Annotated in this window: 17 protein-coding genes, 2 tRNA genes and 2 rRNA genes (1 of these 21 only partly in view); 13 read left to right on the top strand and 8 right to left on the bottom strand. The window is 59.3% G+C overall.

From position 1 onward, the window contains the following. The first annotated feature begins 29 nt into the window (after nt 1–29). The gene (locus tag I8E17_RS17390) at nt 30–2,033 is read left to right on the top strand and encodes an aldo/keto reductase (protein WP_113366684.1); all 2,004 of its coding nucleotides are present in this window, start codon (nt 30–32) and stop codon (nt 2,031–2,033) included. A 186-nt stretch (nt 2,034–2,219) separates the two neighbouring features. Here I8E17_RS17390 and I8E17_RS17385 read toward each other — a convergent pair whose 3' ends face one another. Then, nucleotides 2,220–2,753 (bottom strand): methylated-DNA--[protein]-cysteine S-methyltransferase, encoded by a 534-nt coding sequence (locus I8E17_RS17385; RefSeq protein ID WP_069615393.1) that lies wholly within the window; start codon nt 2,751–2,753, stop codon nt 2,220–2,222. Between the two features lie 255 nt (nt 2,754–3,008). Here I8E17_RS17385 and I8E17_RS17380 point away from each other — a divergent pair, with 255 nt between their 5' ends. Beyond that, complete coding sequence (locus tag I8E17_RS17380; RefSeq protein WP_069615350.1) at nt 3,009–3,344, top strand: DUF6665 family protein; 336 nt, start codon at nt 3,009–3,011, stop codon at nt 3,342–3,344. A 3-nt stretch (nt 3,345–3,347) separates the two neighbouring features. Here I8E17_RS17380 and I8E17_RS17375 read toward each other — a convergent pair whose 3' ends face one another. Next, the gene (locus I8E17_RS17375) at nt 3,348–4,550 is read right to left on the bottom strand and encodes an ROK family transcriptional regulator (RefSeq protein WP_113366683.1); all 1,203 of its coding nucleotides are present in this window, start codon (nt 4,548–4,550) and stop codon (nt 3,348–3,350) included. 212 nt (nt 4,551–4,762) lie between these two features. On the opposite strand from I8E17_RS17375, the gene I8E17_RS17370 reads away from it, so the two are divergent. The 8 genes from I8E17_RS17370 to I8E17_RS17335 all read left to right on the top strand — a co-directional run bounded on the left by I8E17_RS17370 (nt 4,763) and on the right by I8E17_RS17335 (nt 12,404). After that, nucleotides 4,763–6,001 carry an extracellular solute-binding protein gene (locus tag I8E17_RS17370; RefSeq protein WP_113366682.1) on the top strand — a complete coding sequence of 413 codons (1,239 nt, stop codon included), beginning with the start codon at nt 4,763–4,765 and terminating at the stop codon, nt 5,999–6,001. A 73-nt stretch (nt 6,002–6,074) separates the two neighbouring features. Further along, on the top strand, nt 6,075–6,959 hold the full coding sequence (locus tag I8E17_RS17365; RefSeq protein ID WP_069615347.1) for a sugar ABC transporter permease: 885 nt from the start codon (nt 6,075–6,077) through the stop codon (nt 6,957–6,959). After that, nucleotides 6,959–7,804: a carbohydrate ABC transporter permease gene (locus I8E17_RS17360; RefSeq protein ID WP_113332426.1), complete on the top strand. Its 846-nt coding sequence runs from the start codon at nt 6,959–6,961 to the stop codon at nt 7,802–7,804. Before I8E17_RS17365 ends, I8E17_RS17360 begins: the two co-directional genes overlap by 1 nt. Further along, a complete protein-coding gene (locus tag I8E17_RS17355) occupies nt 7,801–8,823 on the top strand; it encodes an SIS domain-containing protein (RefSeq protein WP_113366681.1) in 1,023 nt (340 codons plus the stop codon). Before I8E17_RS17360 ends, I8E17_RS17355 begins: the two co-directional genes overlap by 4 nt. Continuing rightward, nucleotides 8,824–9,753 carry a PfkB family carbohydrate kinase gene (locus I8E17_RS17350; protein ID WP_113366680.1) on the top strand — a complete coding sequence of 310 codons (930 nt, stop codon included), beginning with the start codon at nt 8,824–8,826 and terminating at the stop codon, nt 9,751–9,753. After that, nucleotides 9,750–10,814: an ABC transporter ATP-binding protein gene (locus tag I8E17_RS17345; RefSeq protein WP_113366679.1), complete on the top strand. Its 1,065-nt coding sequence runs from the start codon at nt 9,750–9,752 to the stop codon at nt 10,812–10,814. Before I8E17_RS17350 ends, I8E17_RS17345 begins: the two co-directional genes overlap by 4 nt. Nucleotides 10,815–11,237: 423 nt before the next feature. Further along, nucleotides 11,238–11,867 (top strand): outer membrane protein, encoded by a 630-nt coding sequence (locus I8E17_RS17340; protein WP_113366678.1) that lies wholly within the window; start codon nt 11,238–11,240, stop codon nt 11,865–11,867. Between the two features lie 264 nt (nt 11,868–12,131). Beyond that, on the top strand, nt 12,132–12,404 hold the full coding sequence (locus I8E17_RS17335) for a hypothetical protein (RefSeq protein WP_113366677.1): 273 nt from the start codon (nt 12,132–12,134) through the stop codon (nt 12,402–12,404). Between the two features lie 56 nt (nt 12,405–12,460). Here I8E17_RS17335 and I8E17_RS17330 read toward each other — a convergent pair whose 3' ends face one another. After that, entirely contained in the window at nt 12,461–12,847 is a 387-nt protein-coding gene (locus tag I8E17_RS17330; RefSeq protein ID WP_113366676.1) for a hypothetical protein, read from the bottom strand. A gap of 909 nt (nt 12,848–13,756) precedes the next feature. On the opposite strand from I8E17_RS17330, the gene I8E17_RS17325 reads away from it, so the two are divergent. Continuing rightward, a complete protein-coding gene (locus tag I8E17_RS17325; RefSeq protein ID WP_069615339.1) occupies nt 13,757–13,969 on the top strand; it encodes a hypothetical protein in 213 nt (70 codons plus the stop codon). Nucleotide 13,970: 1 nt separating this feature from the next. Here the strand turns inward: I8E17_RS17325 and I8E17_RS17320 are convergent. Continuing rightward, nucleotides 13,971–14,054 (bottom strand) — tRNA-Leu (locus I8E17_RS17320). A 294-nt stretch (nt 14,055–14,348) separates the two neighbouring features. Between I8E17_RS17320 and I8E17_RS17315 the strand changes: the two genes are divergently transcribed. Together I8E17_RS17315 and I8E17_RS17310 are read left to right on the top strand one after the other, a co-directional pair. Then, complete coding sequence (locus tag I8E17_RS17315) at nt 14,349–14,642, top strand: hypothetical protein (protein ID WP_069615338.1); 294 nt, start codon at nt 14,349–14,351, stop codon at nt 14,640–14,642. Between the two features lie 188 nt (nt 14,643–14,830). Further along, the gene (locus I8E17_RS17310; RefSeq protein WP_162750914.1) at nt 14,831–15,379 is read left to right on the top strand and encodes a hypothetical protein; all 549 of its coding nucleotides are present in this window, start codon (nt 14,831–14,833) and stop codon (nt 15,377–15,379) included. 295 nt (nt 15,380–15,674) lie between these two features. On the opposite strand, the gene I8E17_RS17305 is transcribed toward I8E17_RS17310, so the two are convergent. The 4 genes from I8E17_RS17305 to I8E17_RS17290 form a co-directional block, all read right to left on the bottom strand. Beyond that, nucleotides 15,675–15,929, bottom strand: a complete 255-nt coding sequence (locus I8E17_RS17305) for a CopG family ribbon-helix-helix protein (protein ID WP_113366674.1) — start codon at nt 15,927–15,929, stop codon at nt 15,675–15,677. Between the two features lie 155 nt (nt 15,930–16,084). After that, nucleotides 16,085–16,161, bottom strand: a tRNA-Met gene (locus I8E17_RS17300). A gap of 306 nt (nt 16,162–16,467) precedes the next feature. Continuing rightward, nucleotides 16,468–16,582 (bottom strand): 5S ribosomal RNA (gene rrf, locus I8E17_RS17295). 277 nt (nt 16,583–16,859) lie between these two features. After that, nucleotides 16,860–18,789: ribosomal RNA gene (locus tag I8E17_RS17290) — 23S ribosomal RNA — on the bottom strand (it continues 869 nt past the right edge of the window).

Here is an 18,789-nt window from a genome sequence, read left to right as displayed (position 1 = left end):
CAGCCTGCAGATTTAGAAAGGATCGTTCCATGACTACTGAGACACCAATCCGCTGGGGCATCATCGGCCCCGGCAGGATCGCCCAGACTTTTGCCGATGGTATCGCCCATTCCCGCAGCGGCAAGCTGGTGGCCATCGCCAGCCGCAACCCGGACAAGCCGGGTCTCGGCGACGGTTTCCCGGGCGCGGGCATCGTCAACGGCTACGAAGCCCTGCTCGCCGACAAGGAGATCGACGCCGTCTACATCGCCACGCCGCATACCGGCCACGCCGAATGGGCGATCAAGGCGATCCGTGCCGGCAAGCATGTGCTCGTCGAAAAGCCGATCGCGCTTTCGGCCTTCGATGCGGAGGCCATCTATTACGAGGCCAAGAAAGCCAGCGTCTTCGCCGGCGAAGCCTTCATGTATCGCGTCCATCCGCAGACGGCGAAGCTGATCGAGCTCGTCAAGAGCGGCGTGATTGGCGAGTTGCGCATCATCCGCACCTCCTTCGGTTTCAACATGGGCAAGGTCAATCCGGAACACCGGCTGTTTGCCAATGAGACTGCCGGCGGCGGCATTCTCGATGTCGGCGGCTATCCGGTCTCTATGGCCCGCCTGATTGCCGGCGCGGTCGACGGCAAGCCGTTCCTGGATCCGGAAAAGGTATCGGGCGTCGGCCATCTCGGTCAGACCGGCGTTGACGAATGGGCCTCCGCCGTCCTGAAGTTCCCGAACGACATCATTGCCGAAGTGTCCTGCTCCATCATGGCCAATCAGGACAACACGCTGCGCATCATCGGCTCCGAAGGCCGTATCGAAGTCAAGGACTTCTGGTTTGCCTCCGGTCACAAGGGCGGTGTCGGCAAGATCGACGTTATCAAGGGCGGCGAGGCCCAGACGATCGAAGTCAAGGAAGATCGCTGGCTCTATTCCTTCGAAGTCGATGCGGCTGGCGATGCCATCCGCGCCGGAAACAAGGAATTCGCCTATCCCGGCATCAGCTGGGCCGATTCGATCGGCAACCTCAAGGTGCTCGACCAATGGCGCGCATCGATCGGCCTTGAATATAGCATCGAAAAGGCCGCGAAGCGGACGAAGAACATCGCCGGCGCGACCGTAACCAAGGGCAACAGCATTCCGAAGCGCAGCATTCCCGGCATATCCAAGCCGGCATCGCTGGTCACGCTCGGCTTCGAATTCTTCCCAAATTTCGCAGCCGCCTCGCTGACGCTCGACGCCTTCTATGAAGCCGGCGGCAATGCCTTCGACACGGCCTATGTCTATGGCGGCGGCAAGACGGAGAGCATCTTCGGCGACTGGCACACCAGCCGCAACGTGCCGCGCGAGGAGATCGTGCTGATCGGCAAGGGTGCGCATTCGCCGCTCTGCTATCCGGATATGATCGCCAAGCAGCTCGACCAATCCCTCAACCGCCTAAAGACCGACTATGTCGACATCTATTTCATGCATCGCGACAATACCGACGTTCCGGTCGGCGAGTTCGTCGATGCCATGGATGCCGAGGTGAAGGCTGGCCGCATCCGCGGCATCTTCGGCGGCTCGAACTGGACGCGCGCCCGCTTCGACGAGGCGATCGCCTATGCCGAGAAGAACGGTAAGACGGCACCGGCGGCCCTTTCCAACAACTTCTCGCTTGCAGAAATGCTCGACCCGATCTGGGCCGGCTGCATCGCCGCCTCGGACGATGAGTGGAAGGCCTGGCTCAATGCCAAGCAGATCCCGAACTTCGCCTGGTCGAGCCAGGGCCGCGGCTTCTTTACGGACCGCGCCGGCCGCGACAAGCGCGACGACGAGGAATTGGTCCGCGTCTGGTATTCCGACCGCAATTTCGGCCGCCGCGATCGGGCGATCGAACTGGCGCAGAAGCTCGGCCGCAGCCCGATCCATATCGCGCTTGCCTATGTCGTCGCACAGCCCTTCCCAGTGATACCGCTGATCGGACCGCGCACGATCGCCGAGCTGGAAGACAGCCTCTCGGCGCTCGACATCAAGCTGACGCCGGAGCAGGTGAAGTGGCTCGAGGGCTGAAACGGGGCGGCCGGCTGATGACGTTCACGGTCGGCCGCTGAGCTTGGATATACGAAATGAAAGCAGCCCGTCCGAAATGCCGGATGGGCTGTTTTCATATGGGAAGAGCCCACTGCCGCGCACCTCCTTCTCCCCTCGGGGAGAAGGGATTTACGGCACGTAACGCGCCATACAATCGCCGCGAGATCAAGCAGCGAAATCGAATGTCTTCGTATCCGCGCCTTCGAGCCGCAGCAGATAGGCCTTGCGTTCGAGACCGCCGGCGAACCCACGCAAATCACCAGCCGATCCCACTACGCGGTGGCAGGGCGCGATGATCGAGATCGGGTTGCGGCCATTGGCGCCACCGACGGCGCGGATCGCCTTGGCCGAGCCGATCTCGGTCGCGATCTGGCGATAGCTACGCGTCTCGCCGAAGGGGATGGCGAGCAGCGCCTGCCATACCTTCTGCTGAAACTCAGTTCCGGCAAAATCGAGCGGCAGATCGAAAACCTGTCTTTCGCCGGCGAAATATTCACGGAGCTGCCGCTCGGTTTCCACGAGCACCGGATGGCTGTCATCCTCAGTCACGATAAGCAGCGGCACGCGGCCTGGTCGATCATTGTCCCAAAGGATCGCGGCAAGTCCATCATCGCTGCCGACGAGCTTCAACGCGCCGACGGGCGAGTTCATGATCCGATAGACATACTGCTTTTCCGCATTTTTCGAGGCTTTCGTCATGCCGATATCCTTTCTTTGAATTGCGCTCATGGCGTCGGGCGAGATTGCCTCTGATGGGGCGCTTATGTCCGTATTGGACCTTAAATGAGCGCTCGCAACCACCCGAAAAGAGAAAGGCAATAGGAAAATTCAGACATTTCCGGATTTATGCAGGTAGGCTCAAGATGACGCAGGCGGCATGGCCCGACTTGGGAAAACCGCCGCAATTGTGTAAAACTAAGCCCAGACAAATTATCAAAGCATGCGGAGTTCGATATGACAGTTCGCCCGCCACGCAACTTCAATCCATCGCAAACCAAAGAAACCGGCCTCGGCATTCTCGAATATGAGATGATGTCGGAACGCGCCAGTACGCTCGGGCATCACGGCATGAAGGTGGAAGCGGCGCTTGCAGCCTTGCAGGAGGGCGAGGCCAAGGGCAAGCAGGGCATCGAGCACGAGCGGCTGGTGGATATCGCGGCGCAAGCCGTCTGGGCCATGTTCATCCATCGCGAGATCTGCGGTCTGCGCAACGGTCGCGATGTCATTCAGCGCTATGGCATTCCGAACAAGGTGCTCGCGCGGCTCGGCGCCAGCCCGCGACATCCCTAAATATCAGGATTTCAAGATCGCCTGGAAACGCGGATCGAAGGCGTGGCCGATCGGCTCTGCCGCCGCACCGCGCGCCACTGCCCAAGGATCGGTCATGCCAAGCTGCAGGCGCGGCAGCAATCGATCGGGACGATCGGCATTGGAGGGCAGGAGCGGCTGCATGGCGGCCATCAGCCGCGTTGCCAGCGCCGGGGGCGCGCCACCGCACAGAATCACCGTCTGCGGATCGAAGATGGTTTCGATGAGCTGCACGCTCCAGCGCAGGTCGATCGCCGCCCTTTCGATCCAGGCGAGAATATCGGGATCGTCGGCAGCGGCCCGTTTGTCTATCAGCGAATAGATATCCGGCGCCATCGGATCGACGCCGAGGTGATCGTAGAGTGAAGCCAGCGATGCGCGATGCTCCAGCTGGGTCTGTTTCCCGCCTGATGTCAGCAGTGCCATCCCGATTTCGCCGGCATTGCCATACGCACCGCTATAGAGCTCACCACCGAGGATGAGCCCGGCACCGATACCATAGCCGACATAGAGGCAGACGGCATGGTCGAGGCCGTGTGCGGCGCCGACCATGCGCTCGGCGGTCGCGCAGGCCGCGGCGTCATTCTGCAGGGTAACGTTAAGGCCGGTTCCGGCCGACAACGTTTCCAGCAGCGGAAAGCGCTGCCAGGCGCCCATCATCCAGGGATTGTCGGCATCCTCCTGCTCGATACCAAACGGGCCTGGCATCGCGACACCGAGGCCGACGAGGCGCTTCTCCGCCTGAGCCGCTCGCTGCTTCAATTCGCTGCGCACGTCCTCCACGAGCTGCAAGACGATGGGCGTACCTGTCGCCGGTCCACCTCCCGGCAGGTTCGCTTCCTTGCGTATCAGCACATTGCCGACGAGATCGACGGCGATGGCGCGGGTGATGTGACGGTCGATCTGCAGGCCGATGGCGCAGGCGCCTTCCGGTACAAGACCGTAGGGCGTCGAGGGCTGACCGCGGCCGCGGCGCACCGTTTCCCTTGATGTGACGAGACCGTCGTTTTCCAGCTCCTCCATGATGTTGGAGACGGTCTGTTTCGTCAGGCGGGTGGCGCGCGCGAGATCTGCGCGGGAGAGCGCACCATTGAGCCGCAAGGCGTCGATGATCACCCGCCGGTTATGGGCGCTGGTCCCCTCGTGGTTCGTTCCGCTGGTAGCCCTGATCGGGCGAATATCGTGCATCCGCTTTTGCCCTCTTGACAGCAATAGAATATTGAAGAACAAATTAGTCAAGACAATTGACTTAAAAGAAACCACAGAGTTTCACCAGGGAACTTAAGCGACGCTCCGATCAATGTTCGGCAGCCAGCCCGGCCAATTGCCTGCTCGACAACCGATGGCGACGTCAGCCGCCTTTGGAAAAATCGCGTGACTGTCAAAAACTGGAGGATGGAATGTTGAAATCATTGAACAAGACATTGCTGGGCGCAGCGCTGATCGGCGTATCCTTCGCCTCGCACGCCGTTGCCGAAACGACGATCAATGCCCTCTTCATGGCGCAGGCTGCCTATAGCGAAGCCGATGTGCGCGCGATGACGGATGCCTTCTCCAAGGCCAATCCGGACATCAAGGTCAACCTCGAATTCGTCCCTTATGAAGGCCTGCACGACAAGACGGTGCTGGCGCGGGGTTCTGGCGGCGGCTACGACGTCGTGCTCTTCGACGTGATCTGGCCGGCCGAATACGCGACGAACAAGGTTCTGGTCGACGTTTCATCGCGCATTTCGGACGAGACGAAGAAGAACGTGCTGCCGGGTGCATGGACGACGGTGCAGTATGACGGCAAGTACTACGGCATGCCGTGGATCCTCGATACCAAGTACCTGTTCTATAACAAGGAAATCCTGGAAAAGGCCGGCATCAAGACGCCACCGAAGACCTGGGACGAACTGAACGAGCAGGCCAAGATCATCAAGGACAAAGGCTTGTTGGCAACGCCGATTGCCTGGAGCTGGTCACAGGCCGAAGCCGCAATCTGCGACTACGCCACGCTCGTCAGCGCCTATAAGGGCGATTTCATCAAGGACGGCAAGCCGGACTTCCAGACCGGTGGCGGCCTCGACGCCCTGAAATACATGGTCACCAGCTACAAGTCCGGCCTGACCAACCCGAACTCCAAGGAATTCCTTGAAGAAGACGTTCGCAAGGTCTTCGAAAACGGCGACGCCGCCTTCGCGCTGAACTGGACCTACATGTACAACATGGCGAACGACCCGAAGGACAGCAAGGTTGCCGGCAAGGTCGGCGTCGTGCCGGCACCGGGCGTTGCCGGCAAGAGCGAGGCTTCGGCGGTAAACGGCTCGATGGGTCTCGGCATCACCACTGCCAGCAAGCATCCGGACGAGGCCTGGAAATACATCTCCTTCATGACCTCGCAGGCAACGCAGAACCAGTATGCGAAGCTCAGCCTGCCGATCTGGGCATCGTCCTACAGTGATCCGGCCGTCACCAAGGGTCAGGAAGAACTGATCGCGGCCGCAAAGGTCGGCCTCGCTGCCATGTATCCGCGTCCGACGACGCCGAAATATCAGGAACTGTCAACCGCACTTCAGCAGGCGATCCAGGAATCGCTGCTCGGCCAGTCTTCTCCGGAAGACGCACTGAAGTCTGCTGCCGACAATAGCGGTCTCTGATAATCTCACCGGGCGGCGCCAATCGCCGCCCGCCTCTAATCTCCTCCATGAAGAATGAAAGAAGGGGCCTGCCATGTCCGGCACCTCCATGACAACTCGCGCCTGGCTTTTGATGCTGCCACTGCTTGTGGTGATGATCGCCGTCATCGGCTGGCCCCTCGTCGACACCGTCGGCCTTTCTTTCACCGATGCGAAGCTTGTGGGAACCGGCGGCAATTTCGTCGGTATCGACAATTACGCGAAGATGTTGGCGAACTCCAATTTTCAGCGCACCCTGATTACCACGGCGTGGTTCGCGATCGTCTCCGTTGCCGCCGAAATGGTGCTCGGCGTGCTGGCTGCCCTGCTGTTGAATCAGAATTTTAGGGGTCGCGGCGTGCTGCGTGCACTAATGATCCTGCCCTGGGCGTTGCCGACCGTCGTGAACGCGACGTTGTGGCGGCTGATCTACAATCCCGAATATGGCGCGCTCAACGCAGCTCTCACCCAGCTTGGCCTCATCGACGCCTACCGCTCCTGGCTCGGCGAACCGGGCACGGCGCTGACGGCACTCATCGTCGCCGACTGCTGGAAGAATTTCCCGCTGGTGGCGCTGATTGCACTTGCCGCCCTGCAGGCGGTACCGCGCGATATCACCGCCGCGTCGCTGGTCGATGGCGCCGGCCCCTTCAAGCGCTTCCGCTTCGTCATCCTTCCCTATCTTGTGGGACCGCTGATGGTGGCGCTGGTGCTGCGCACCATTGAGGCTTTCAAGGTCTTCGATATCATCTGGGTGATGACACGCGGTGGGCCGGCAAACAGCACGCGCACGCTATCGATCCTCGTCTATCAGGAAGCCTTTTCCTTCCAGCGAGCGGGGTCGGGCGCATCGCTTGCCCTCATCGTCACGCTGCTGGTCACGCTGCTTGCCGCCGCCTATGCCGCCCTTGTCCGCAAAACCGCAGGGAGTGCCGCCTGATGGAACGCCAGAGCCCGCTCTTCACCTGCTTCATCTATGTCTGCGCCATCCTGCTCGCCGTCGTGATCCTGGCGCCGATCGCCTGGCTCTTCATCATGAGCATTTCGCCGGCTGCCGATCTCGCCGCCAAGCCGCTGCGCTGGTGGCCGCAGACGGCGGACTTCTCGCGCTATAAGCTGCTGCTGTCGACGCTGGAAAACAGTGAGGGTGCCGCCTTCACCTCATCGCTGCGCAACAGCATCGAGGTGGCCGGCATGGCGACCATCGCAGCCATTGCGCTCGCCATTCCTGCCGGCTGGGCCGTATCGCGCACGCCATCTGTCGGATGGTCGCTTTCCATGGTCATCGCCACCTACATGCTACCGCCGGTGGCGCTTGCCGTACCGCTCTATATGGGCCTTGCCCATCTCGGCATGCTCAACAACGTTTTCGGCCTGGCGCTCGTCTATCTGACGATCCTCGCGCCATTCACGACCTGGCTGATGAAATCCGGCTTCGATTCCATTCCGAAGGAGATCGAGGCTGCGGCAATGATCGACGGCGCCGGGCTGTTCCAGACGCTGCGAATCATCACGTTGCCGCTTGCCATGCCCGTGATGGCGACTTCGGCGCTTTTTGCCTTCCTGCTTGCCTGGGATGAATTCTTCTATGCGCTGCTCTTCACGTCAGACCAGCGCGCCAAGACCCTCACCGTCGCCATCGCGGATCTCGCCGGCGGTCGTGTCTCGGATTACGGACTGATCGCGACTGCCGGCGTGCTCGCCGCCCTGCCCCCGGTGCTGATCGGCCTTGTCATGCAACGTGCCCTTATCTCGGGCCTGACCAATGGCGGCGTAAAGGGATGACCATGACTCAAGAGAAAACCCGCCCCGAAGGCCTTGCCGCCATCGACCACGAAATGGCCCGCCAGCATAGCGATGCGCTTGCCTCCTTCGAGGCTGCCGCCGACATGGCCGCCAAGGCCGCCGCCTCGCTGAAACGCACCGGCAGGCTGCTGCTGCTCGGCATGGGCGGTTCCCACGCGGTCAATCGCGCCGTCGAGCCGCTCTATCGCGCCGCCGGCATCGATGCGATCGCCCTGCCGCTTTCCGAACAGCTCGGCCAGCCGCTATCGCTGGAGGACCGTACGATCTTCATGACATCGCAATCCGGCGAAAGCGCCGAAGTGCTGCGCTGGTTCAACGAGACGGGCGGCACGGCCGAGACTTTCGGCCTGACACTGGAAAGTAGCTCGTTCCTCGCCAAGACCGCGCCTTCTCTTGTCGGCGCCGGTGGCACGGAGCTTGCCTTTGCCGCTACACGCAGCCTCACGGTCACCTTCGCGCTGCATCTGGCGATCTTCGCCGCCCTCGGCCAGGATCCGGCGCCTGCGCTTTCCGTGCTTCGCGCGCCCGAAACACTCGATATCCAGCCGGCGCTTGCGGCTCTCGCCAATGTGGCGACGGTTGTAACCTCCGGTCGGCGTCTACAGGGTATTGCCGAGGCTCTGGCGCTCGGACTTACCGAACTTTCGCGCCGCCCGTGCTTCTCGCTCGAAGGCGGCCAGCTGCGTCACGGTCCGATGGAAATGCTTGGCGCCTCGATCGGCGTGGTGCTGTTCCGCGGCAGTGATGCGACCGCCGGTCTCGTGACGGCCATGGCCGTTTCCGCAGTCGAGACGGGTGCCCCAGTGATCATCTTCGACGGCTCCGGGGAAGAACCGGTTCCCGGTTGCGTCACCCTGCGCTTCAAGCCGGAAACCGGTCTTGCGGCCATCTTCCAGATGCTGCCTGTCGCCCAGTCGCTGATGATCGCCTTTGCCGACGAGCGGGTGGAGAATGCCGGCACGCCGGTGCGCTCCACCAAGATCACCCGGAGCGAATGAATGAAGCCGCTTGCAGTCATCGGCAACGTCAATATCGACCTGATCCTCGGGCCGGCAGCGCCGTGGCCGAAGGCCGGCACGGAGATCATTGTCGATCACGACGAGCTGCGCGTCGGCGGCCAGGCCGGCAATAGCGCGCTTGCCTGGGAGGGTCTCGGCGTCGATTACGAGATCGCGGCTAATGTCGGCAGCGATCAGTTCGGGCGCTGGCTTAGCGAAGCGTTCGGCGCGCGCAGCAGCAAGTGGCCCGTGCGACCGGAGGGCACGACGCTCTCGGTCGGCATTACCCATCCCGATGGCGAGCGCACCTTCTTCACCACGCGCGGCCACCTGCCGCGCTTCAATCTCGATGACGTGTTTGCAGTTCTCGATGGCCAGAAGCTTACCGGCGGTTATGTGCTGCTCTGCGGAGCCTTTCTGACCGAAGATCTCACGCGGGATTACGATGCCTTGTTCGACTGGGCTGACAAGCACGGGATTACCATCGCGCTCGACACCGGCTGGCCGCTCGACAGCTGGAGCAACGAGAATTGCAACGCCACGCGACACTGGCTTTCCCGGTGCGGCGTGGCGCTGATGAACGAGGTCGAAACCACGACCTTAGCCGGCATAGATGATCCCGCGGAGGCTGCGCGCGCGCTCCATGCACTGATGCCAGAAGGCGCGATCTTCGTCGTCAAGCGCGGTCCGGACGGCGCGATCGCCGTCGATGCCGACGGCGTGCTGGCTTCGGCCGCAGCACCAAAGGTCACCGTCGTCGACACGATCGGCGCCGGCGATGTCTTCAATGCCGGCTTCCTGGCCGCCCTTGCCCGCGGCAAGCCGCTTGCGGCCTGCCTTTCGGCCGGGACCGCGGTCGCGTCCCGCGCCATTTCCACATTGCCGCGCAGCTACGGCCCGGCTCAAGCATCCGAGGAGGCCGTTCAATGAGCGCGCTCGAAATCCAGAACATCCGCAAGAGCTACGGCGAAGTGGAGACGCTGAAAGGCATCGATATTTCGCTCGAAAGCGGCGAGTTCCTGGTGCTGCTCGGCTCGTCTGGCTGCGGCAAGTCCACGCTGCTGAACATCATCGCCGGGCTTGCCGAGGCGACCAGCGGCGATATCCGTATCGGCGAGCGCTCCGTGCTCGGCGTGCATCCGAAGGACCGCGACATCGCCATGGTGTTCCAGTCCTATGCGCTCTATCCGAACCTCTCGGTCCACCGCAACATCGGCTTCGGCCTGGAAATGCGCAAGGTGCCTGCCGCCGAGCGCGACAAGGCGGTGCGCGAAGCGGCGAGGCTTTTGCAGATTGAGGCGTTGCTCGAACGCAAGCCAAGCCAGCTTTCCGGCGGCCAGCGCCAGCGCGTGGCGATCGGCCGGGCACTGGTGCGCAAACCGGAAGTCTTCCTGTTCGACGAGCCGCTCTCCAATCTCGACGCCAAGCTGCGCATGGAGATGCGCACCGAGCTGAAGCGCTTGCACCAGATGCTGAAAACAACAGTCGTCTACGTGACGCACGACCAGATCGAAGCGATGACACTCGCAACCCGCATCGCCGTGATGCGCGACGGCCGGATCGAGCAGCTCGGCACGCCGGACGAAATCTACAATCATCCGGCAACGCTCTATGTCGCGACCTTCGTCGGCGCGCCACCGATGAACCTTTTGAACGCGACGGCTGATCAGGATTCACTGCGCATCGACGGAACATCGATCACCCTGCCGATGCCGGCGACAAAAGCTGGGATCAACCAAGGTCAGCAGCTGGTGATCGGCATCCGGCCGGAAACGCTGCGCCTCGAGGAAGGCGGCAAACTCGAGGCCGTCTGCGAAGTCGCGGAACTCACGGGCCCCGAGCTCATCGTGACGGCGCAGGCGGGCTCGCAACGGCTGATGGCCTGCCTGCCGCCGCGCACCGCGATTGCCGAAGGGCAGACGCTCAAGCTCGCCTTCGATGCCAGCGCGCTGCATCTCTTCGATCGCGCCACCGGCCGGCGCTGCGAGTAGACCTTTCGAATACAGATAATGGTTACCGAGGATGGCGCCCGCGATCCCGGAGATGGTGCGATCGGGATTCCTATCATCAGCAGCATGGAAGGAGGCGGCATGGCGCATATCATACCGACCTGCCCCATTTCGCCCGACATTCCGCGACGGTAGCTCTCAGGGCCAGACAGCATTCCATCCTTGAAAAAGGATTAAAAAACCCTGCTCAAACCTATAAAAATATTCAGTAATTTTTCGATATTTCCGAATCCTGCAATGTACCCGCAACTCTCACCGGCAAAATGACCTGCATCTCCTGACGTTGATCCGCTCCCAAGACGGACAGCACCGGAGAGCAGCAGGAACCGATGTCCGGTTCTCCAACGCAAACAGAGACCTTGCGAGCGCCCAGGGATGGCGCATGGGTTTCTTATGGAGTTAGCAATGTCGCTCAGCGCAAAATCTATTCTGTTCGCGGCTCTGGCCATGACGGCCGCGTCCAACGCTTCCGCAGCCGATCTCACCACCTATCAGGCCCCGGATGCCGGCTATGACCGGCCGCCGGCTTTCCAGTGGAGCGGCGCCTATTTCGGCGCCCATGGCGGTATCGCCTCGCCGAAATTCAACCCTTTCGCCAGCGGCAAGGGCCTGACCGGTGGCGTGCAAGCCGGCTACAATTTCCAGGTGGGGCCAGGTATCGTCGGCGCGGAGCTGGAGGGCTCATACCTCGGAAACAACGAGATACGCGTACCAAACGGCAAGGTGGAAGAGCGCTTCCGGGGTGCCGCCAAGGCGAAGGCCGGCCTGACCTTCGATCGCACGCTCGTCTATGGCACGGCGGGTCTGACGATGACCAAGTTCGAAGGCGGCAAGGGCGTTTCCATCTCCGGCGGCTGGAAGCAAGGCTATCTTATCGGCGGCGGCGTCGAACAAGGCTTCGGCGGCGGCCTGTCAGCCAAGATCGAATACAACTACGTCATGACCAACGACGTCTCCACGACGACATCGAGCGGCAAGTCTAAAACCGACCTGAGTGATCACGTCATCAAGGCCGGCCTGAACTATCGCTTCTGATCGCCGATTTGCAGAGGTCGGCACGTCTTTTCAAGCCAGGGCGCGCCCGACGGAGAGCGGCGGAGGATGGTTGATCAAACCCCGAATCGGTCCCTTCGCCGCTCTTATTCATGAAAATCAGCCGCTTCATTCGCACGCAATCGAACCAGTCGTAGTCACTGCACCTCGCATGATCGGCGGCCTTGCAGTTACTCGAAAGTTGCCCAACAATGCTGGTGAAGAAGTGCAGCGGAGAGATGACCGCTCCGCCGAAGGATCGACCGTATGAGAAACCAAGCCCCATGGTTCCATGTCAAAGCATACGGCTACGGGGCCGGACTGCCTTACCGTTGGCAGGGCTGGATCGCACTTGGTATCTATGCGCTGTTGTTGGCGGCCATTATCTTCGTCGGCGGGCCTCATGCGGATAGTCATCCTATCGGCTATGCCGCGGCAATCATCTTCCCGACTGCAGTGCTGATTTTCGTCGCCTGGTGGAAAAGCGATGCCGCATGGCGTTGGCGATGGGGCAAACTTGACGAACCAGGCCGGGATTGAGTTGCCCCCTTGCGAACAGCGACATCATCCGCCTTCCGCAAGGCAGCCGGAGGGATTTATTCGCATTCAAGCGGAGGTTGGCGAAAACTCGTCACATACCAATCGGAACCGGAGCCTCGGGTATAGAAGGTGTAGAAACATTCCGTATGCTCGACATAGCCCGGCGTTTCGGTGACTTCATAACGCTTGCCGCGGCGCGTATCCCGGATTTCGCCGCTGGATTGACCTGGCACCACCTGCGTCTTCTCCTTGCGCCACTGATAGGCACGCGCACCCGGCCCCAGATCATAGACATTATCCGGCGGACCGTAATCCAGCATCACGCTGCTGATCGGCGCGCCGATATAGCTCTTCATGATCTGCGAGGCACAGGCCGACAGGATCAGCAGGACTGCAAGCGCAGCAATCCCGTGAGGGAGCCGCTTCATGCGAATGGCAATCATAGGAACGTCCTTTGCAGCTAAAGGGAGATCGCGGACAGGGGTACGGCTCATGGGTTACGGCAGCATTGCGCTTTGCCGCATCAGCCGCTTTTTTGTCGTGCGCCCAAGGATTTGGCGGATGCCTTCCTTGCGGAAAGGCTGCGCCAGTTGGCCGAGAAAGCTTTTCGACGGTCGATCAGGATGGAAATAGGTGCCGAACAGCCGCTTTAATATCAGTCATTCTCTTCACCGTCTGTTCTTCTGCTGCTCTTGGAACGCGGCGTGTAAAATCTGAGAATAGATTCTTTTTCTCGACTTGAATTCAATCGTTGGATGCGGAATGTTACATTCCTACAGCATTTCATAGCTTTAAATACTTAGTGCCGCCGCGTTATTCACCTTCCCACCATTTCAAGGGATTCGTTATGCGTGCATTGATATTCCTGATGCATATTCCCTTACTGGTAACTTCTTGCGCCGGATTACAGGTCAAGCGCGTTACGTCGCGCGACCAATCTGGTATCCGCTACTGACGGCCCGCACCGTATCTGGCCCTTGTTGAAACCAAGACCGACAAGACCGTAATCTGCGACGTGAAGGCATTCTATTTGCCCGACAAGACCGAGGAATACGCGATCACGATCTCAGCGGGCATGGGCGCGATCAAAGCCACCCCTACCCTCACCGATGGCTGGAACCTAACCAGCCTTAGCACCGACGTTGACAGCAAGACGAACGAGAACATCACCGCCATTACAGGCTTGCTCAAGGAAGCGGCCGGGATAGCTAGTCCAAAACATGACTTTGCTCCACATCCATCAGCCCCGACAAAATGCGAGGGCATTTTCAGGTGGAGTATGACCAATCCGGCAACTTCAAGGGTTTCAAAAGATACCGTTGGCCATCAATTGACGCGACCGGAGAGCGAATATGAGCTTGCAAGGGCACGTCGATGCTATCAAGCGGCACATGCGCAAGGCGGAACAGGCCGACAACCGACAAGACCTCGACAGGGAATTGCATCACGCCCGGATCGCCAATCGCAACCTTTGTAGGGAATGCGAGGCAAAAACGGAAAAACAAGTCCAGTGGGATAGCCGTGAAGCTTACAGCATCTGGAAATATGGCGTTCCCGGTCTCTAGCTGGTGCCGGTAGCGGGACTCGATCCCACACTCATAACGCAGCGGATTTTAAGTCCACCGCGTCTACCAATTTCGCCATACCGGCACAGGATCAAGCTACCACAGGAAAGCTCCGCGTGACCAATCTTTGATATCGCATTGCATGCGGAGTGACTGGCAGCGTCAGTATTTGGGCACAAAGACAATCCAAACCAGAGCCCTTATGGCGTCGTGTAAGAACGGAAGCGAACCTCGGCACGATCCGTTTTCATCGAGGAACATTGTAGAATCCTACAATTGACCGCGAACTCATACTTTGCGAGTAGCGAGAGGGCCGGAATGCCGATGATATCTGCCGCGATGGCCACGTAAGGCCTCGGAAAACACGAGGAGACGACGCATGTCTCAAGACAAGTCATTCACCTTCTACACCTATTCGCGCGCCAATAGTGACGAAGATCGATGGAAGCACACTGGCATTCCGGACATCTTCTTTCACGATGAAGAGGAAGCGCGCGAGGCGCTTCACGAGCTGCGCCGCGACGTTATCAGCGATCCCGCGAATGACTGGTGGCCGATGCAACTGGAGAAGATCGAAACGCTGCCCATCTCACGGGACAGCATCTTTGCACTGCTGAACGATGGTGTCGGCGCCTTCGTGAAGAGCTATGAGATCATCGACATTATTGACTGATTTGGCGCTTCGCTCCCCCGCAAAGGCAAGGGGCGGTTCCCGAGGCTGCGCACTGCGTTTGCGCGCCCGCCGCGTGGCCCCTTGCCGTTGCTTCCCCCAGACATCGCCGGTCAGGCAGGGGTGCAGGAGGATTCTTGCACCTGTCTTTTTGATTTCGACTTTTTCCAACGACTGGGTAAAGTGTAGTGATGAAAGATGCTCTATTTCCAAGTGTAATTACCCACACCTATGATCCGGGTAGTCCCTTTCTTTCGAACATTTGCGACTTGGCGCCGGATGAGGCGGAGGCGGTTTTGGACCGCATTCGGCAAGCCGGCGTGCGAAAGATCAAGCCGACATATCTTGCACGGCGCTGCGAAACCGAAGATTGGCTTATCCGGGAACGCCGCCGTCTCTTAGGTAATACTCGACGCGAACGGCCGGTCTACTGCTTCCTTGGCAATTGCGACGACGGCCTCGATCTCACACGGCCAAACGCGCTTGTCATGCCACTTGTCGCTTTTCCGGCTGAGGTGCTCACCTTCACCTATCCGGATAGTATGGCAAGCCTTCCTTATGCAATCCGGGAAGATCTTACCGCCGACCGACGTCCATGCCATGGGCGCGTATTCACTTTTGAAGAGATTAAAACCATCGTGAAGGAACACGGGATGCCGGGCCCAACTGAGCGCTTTATCGAAGTACAGGTTTGGGACGAGCGACCAATCTTGGAATTCCGGTCATCAAGGGTGTCCTGAATCGCTTCGGTAGCGAGCCGTTTACTCTGTGGTGGGATCTAAGTTACGTGTCTGCCTGGCTTCGACATGCAGGACAGGCCGACGATGCGCTTTTCCGCCTTTACACAAGCATCCTCGTACTGGACCTCATGGGCGAATATGGCCATATCTCAAACGGGAACGAGACTCAATCGACACCAGCAGGAGAAGCAGCGCTACGGCTTGCGCTCGAACATAATCTGAAGCTGGCACGGTTGTGAGCGTTTGAGCGGGCGCGCTTCATTTCAAACAGAAGTCTCCGCAATCCGAAAGGCGGTTACAGCTCCAGAGGCCACCGTTGATGAGCGTGCATGACGCCGACAACCTTCGCCACATCATCATCACTGGCAAATTCGCCCCGGTTGGCTTCGGCCAACCCGGCCTCAATCTCTGCGAGCTGCCACTCCTCGCGAGCGACATAGTCCTCAATCGCCTGAGCGGCCATATACGAGCGGGAGCGGTCGAGCTTTTCCGCGATCTGGTCAAGCTTGCTGGCGGTCTCATCTGAGACGCGAACGGTGAACGCTGTCATGGCACCTAACTTTCCTTGGTTCACTATAACTATTGGTGAACCAATGTGGTTCGTCAAGGTTCTGGTGATATGGGGTTTGGGGCGATTGTTGCGAATACGGGATGCCACTCTCCAGATCGAGCGGCGGTAATACATCGTTGTCGTTGGGGAAAGCTTGGTTGCGGGGGCAGGATTTGAACCTGCGGCCTTCAGGTTATGAGCCTGACGAGCTACCGGGCTGCTCCACCCCGCGTTACCAGCGCAAACCCGGAGGGTTTATCGCGTCCACGTAAACCGCTTGAGCGGTTTATCGTGTGTTTCCAGCGCAAACCCTTTGGGTTTGTCGCGTATGGGCACCCTTGCTGTGGGTTCCCACCAAATTCGAGAAGCGTTTCTTGCTTCCCTTGAGAAGCGGCAAAGGCCGCGTTAGCGGCCTATTGTAACACGGCGTGGCCGTATTTCGGAGTGTGACGAGAAGATTTTGTGAGGCATAAACCGCCGAAGCGGTTTAGCGAGGCATAAATTGCCGAGCAATTTAGCCTGGAGTTGCGATTAGCAGACCTGGCAGCGACCTACTCTCCCGCGTCTTAAGACGAAGTACCATGGGCGCAGGGGCGTTTCACGGCCGTGTTCGGAAAGGGAACGGGTGCAGCCACCCCGCCATAACCACCAGGTCGGCAAAGCGCAACTTGAGCTGTCCATGCGGAACGCATGGACAGCTCAAGTTGCTTCTTTGTGGCTGATATGCCTTGTCCTTCTCGCTTGCCGCTCGAAGGGGACATCAGCCGGCCATAGGGTCACCTCGAGTTCGAGGCGACAGGTGGCCGAAGCTTGCTGTTCATGCTTTTGCATGGACGTTTTGAGAAGCTGGCGTGTTTGAACACGTTTTTTAGAGGCTCATGCCGCATGAATGCTTTCGCATTCAGCGGGAGATGAGCACGAGCAATGAGAACGATCAAGCCAATCGAGCTATTAGTACCGGTAAGCTTCATGCGTTGCCGCACTTCCACACCCGGCCTATCAACGTGGTCGTCTTCCACGGCTCTGATAGGGAACACTCGTTTCCAGGTTGGTTTCCCGCTTAGATGCCTTCAGCGGTTATCCATTCCATATATAGCTACCCTGCTATGCCCTTGGCAGGACAACAGGTCCACCAGAGATATGTCCATCCCGGTCCTCTCGTACTAGGGACAGATCCTGTCAATATTCCTACACCCACGGCAGATAGGGACCGAACTGTCTCACGACGTTCTGAACCCAGCTCACGTACCGCTTTAATTGGCGAACAGCCAAACCCTTGGGACCTGCTCCAGCCCCAGGATGCGATGAGCCGACATCGAGGTGCCAAACAACCCCGTCGATATGGACTCTTGGGGGTCATCAGCCTGTTATCCCCGGCGTACCTTTTATCCGTTGAGCGATGGCCCTTCCACACGGGACCACCGGATCACTATGACCGACTTTCGTCTCTGCTCGACTTGTCAGTCTCGCAGTCAGGCGGGCTTATGCCATTGCACTCGACGACCGATTTCCGACCGGTCTGAGCCCACCATCGCGCGCCTCCGTTACTCTTTCGGAGGCGACCGCCCCAGTCAAACTACCCACCATACACTGTCCCGGATCCGGATAACGGACCGCGGTTAGACATCCATGACGATAAGGGTGGTATTTCAAGGATGGCTCCACAAGAACTGGCGTCCCTGCTTCAAAGCCTACCACCTATCCTACACATGCCGACACGAATGCCAGTGTAAAGCTATAGTAAAGGTGCACGGGGTCTTTCCGTCTGACCGCAGGAACCCCGCATCTTCACGGGGAATTCAATTTCACTGAGTCTATGTTGGAGACAGCGGGGAAGTCGTTACGCCATTCGTGCAGGTCGGAACTTACCCGACAAGGAATTTCGCTACCTTAGGACCGTTATAGTTACGGCCGCCGTTTACTGGGGCTTCGATTCAGAGCTTGCACCCCTCCTCTTAACCTTCCAGCACCGGGCAGGCGTCAGACCCTATACGTCGTCTTGCGACTTCGCAGAGCCCTGTGTTTTTGGTAAACAGTCGCTACCCCCTGGTCTGTGCCACCCTCACATGCTTGCGCATATAAGGGTCACGCTTCTTCCGAAGTTACGCGTGCAATTTGCCGAGTTCCTTCAACATAGTTCTCTCAAGCGCCTTGGTATACTCTACCTGACCACCTGTGTCGGTTTCGGGTACGGTCTATACGGTGGAGCTATTTCCTGGAACCGCGTCCCCGCCCACACAATCCAATAAGTGTGAACAAGTTAAGCAATCCGTCACTACCACCAGGCCCACGAATATTAACGTGGTTCCCATCGACTACGCGTGTCCGCCTCGTCTTAGGGGCCGGCTAACCCTGCTCAGATTAACTTTAAGCAGGAACCCTTGGTCTTTCGGCGAGAGGGTCTCTCACCCTCTTTATCGTTACTCATGTCAACATTCGCACTTCCGATACCTCCAGGACCCCTCACGGGTATCCCTTCATCAGCTTACGGAACGCTCCGCTACCACTCCTCAAAGAGGAATCCTCAGCTTCGGTGCATGGCTTCAGCCCCGTTACATTTTCGGCGCAAAGACCCTTGACTAGACCAGTGAGCTGTTACGCTTTCTTTAAATGATGGCTGCTTCTAAGCCAACATCCTGGTTGTTTTGGGATCCTCACATCCTTTCCCACTTAGCCATGACTTGGGGACCTTAGCTGGAGGTTAGGGTTGTTGCCCTTTTCACGACGGACGTTAGCACCCGCCGTGTGTCTGCCTGGTAGTACTTCCCGGTATTCGGAGTTTGGTTAGGATCAGTAAGACGGTGAGTCCCCATAGCCCATCCAGTGCTCTACCCCCGGGAGTATTCGCCAGACGCTCTAC

Source organism: Rhizobium sp. AB2/73, from assembly GCF_020871915.1.
Lineage (GTDB): Bacteria > Pseudomonadota > Alphaproteobacteria > Rhizobiales > Rhizobiaceae > Rhizobium > Rhizobium dioscoreae.
This window is presented reverse-complemented; position numbering and strand designations above follow the sequence as displayed.

Coding starts and splice junctions, on each gene's coding strand:
- I8E17_RS17390 (WP_113366684.1), top strand. CDS start 30: ATGACTACTGAGACACCAATCCGCTGGGGCATCATCGGCCCCGGCAGG.
- I8E17_RS17385 (WP_069615393.1), bottom strand. CDS start 2,753: ATGACGAAAGCCTCGAAAAATGCGGAAAAGCAGTATGTCTATCGGATC.
- I8E17_RS17380 (WP_069615350.1), top strand. CDS start 3,009: ATGACAGTTCGCCCGCCACGCAACTTCAATCCATCGCAAACCAAAGAA.
- I8E17_RS17375 (WP_113366683.1), bottom strand. CDS start 4,550: ATGCACGATATTCGCCCGATCAGGGCTACCAGCGGAACGAACCACGAG.
- I8E17_RS17370 (WP_113366682.1), top strand. CDS start 4,763: ATGTTGAAATCATTGAACAAGACATTGCTGGGCGCAGCGCTGATCGGC.
- I8E17_RS17365 (WP_069615347.1), top strand. CDS start 6,075: ATGTCCGGCACCTCCATGACAACTCGCGCCTGGCTTTTGATGCTGCCA.
- I8E17_RS17360 (WP_113332426.1), top strand. CDS start 6,959: ATGGAACGCCAGAGCCCGCTCTTCACCTGCTTCATCTATGTCTGCGCC.
- I8E17_RS17355 (WP_113366681.1), top strand. CDS start 7,801: ATGACCATGACTCAAGAGAAAACCCGCCCCGAAGGCCTTGCCGCCATC.
- I8E17_RS17350 (WP_113366680.1), top strand. CDS start 8,824: ATGAAGCCGCTTGCAGTCATCGGCAACGTCAATATCGACCTGATCCTC.
- I8E17_RS17345 (WP_113366679.1), top strand. CDS start 9,750: ATGAGCGCGCTCGAAATCCAGAACATCCGCAAGAGCTACGGCGAAGTG.
- I8E17_RS17340 (WP_113366678.1), top strand. CDS start 11,238: ATGTCGCTCAGCGCAAAATCTATTCTGTTCGCGGCTCTGGCCATGACG.
- I8E17_RS17335 (WP_113366677.1), top strand. CDS start 12,132: ATGAGAAACCAAGCCCCATGGTTCCATGTCAAAGCATACGGCTACGGG.
- I8E17_RS17330 (WP_113366676.1), bottom strand. CDS start 12,847: ATGATTGCCATTCGCATGAAGCGGCTCCCTCACGGGATTGCTGCGCTT.
- I8E17_RS17325 (WP_069615339.1), top strand. CDS start 13,757: ATGAGCTTGCAAGGGCACGTCGATGCTATCAAGCGGCACATGCGCAAG.
- I8E17_RS17315 (WP_069615338.1), top strand. CDS start 14,349: ATGTCTCAAGACAAGTCATTCACCTTCTACACCTATTCGCGCGCCAAT.
- I8E17_RS17310 (WP_162750914.1), top strand. CDS start 14,831: ATGAAAGATGCTCTATTTCCAAGTGTAATTACCCACACCTATGATCCG.
- I8E17_RS17305 (WP_113366674.1), bottom strand. CDS start 15,929: ATGACAGCGTTCACCGTTCGCGTCTCAGATGAGACCGCCAGCAAGCTT.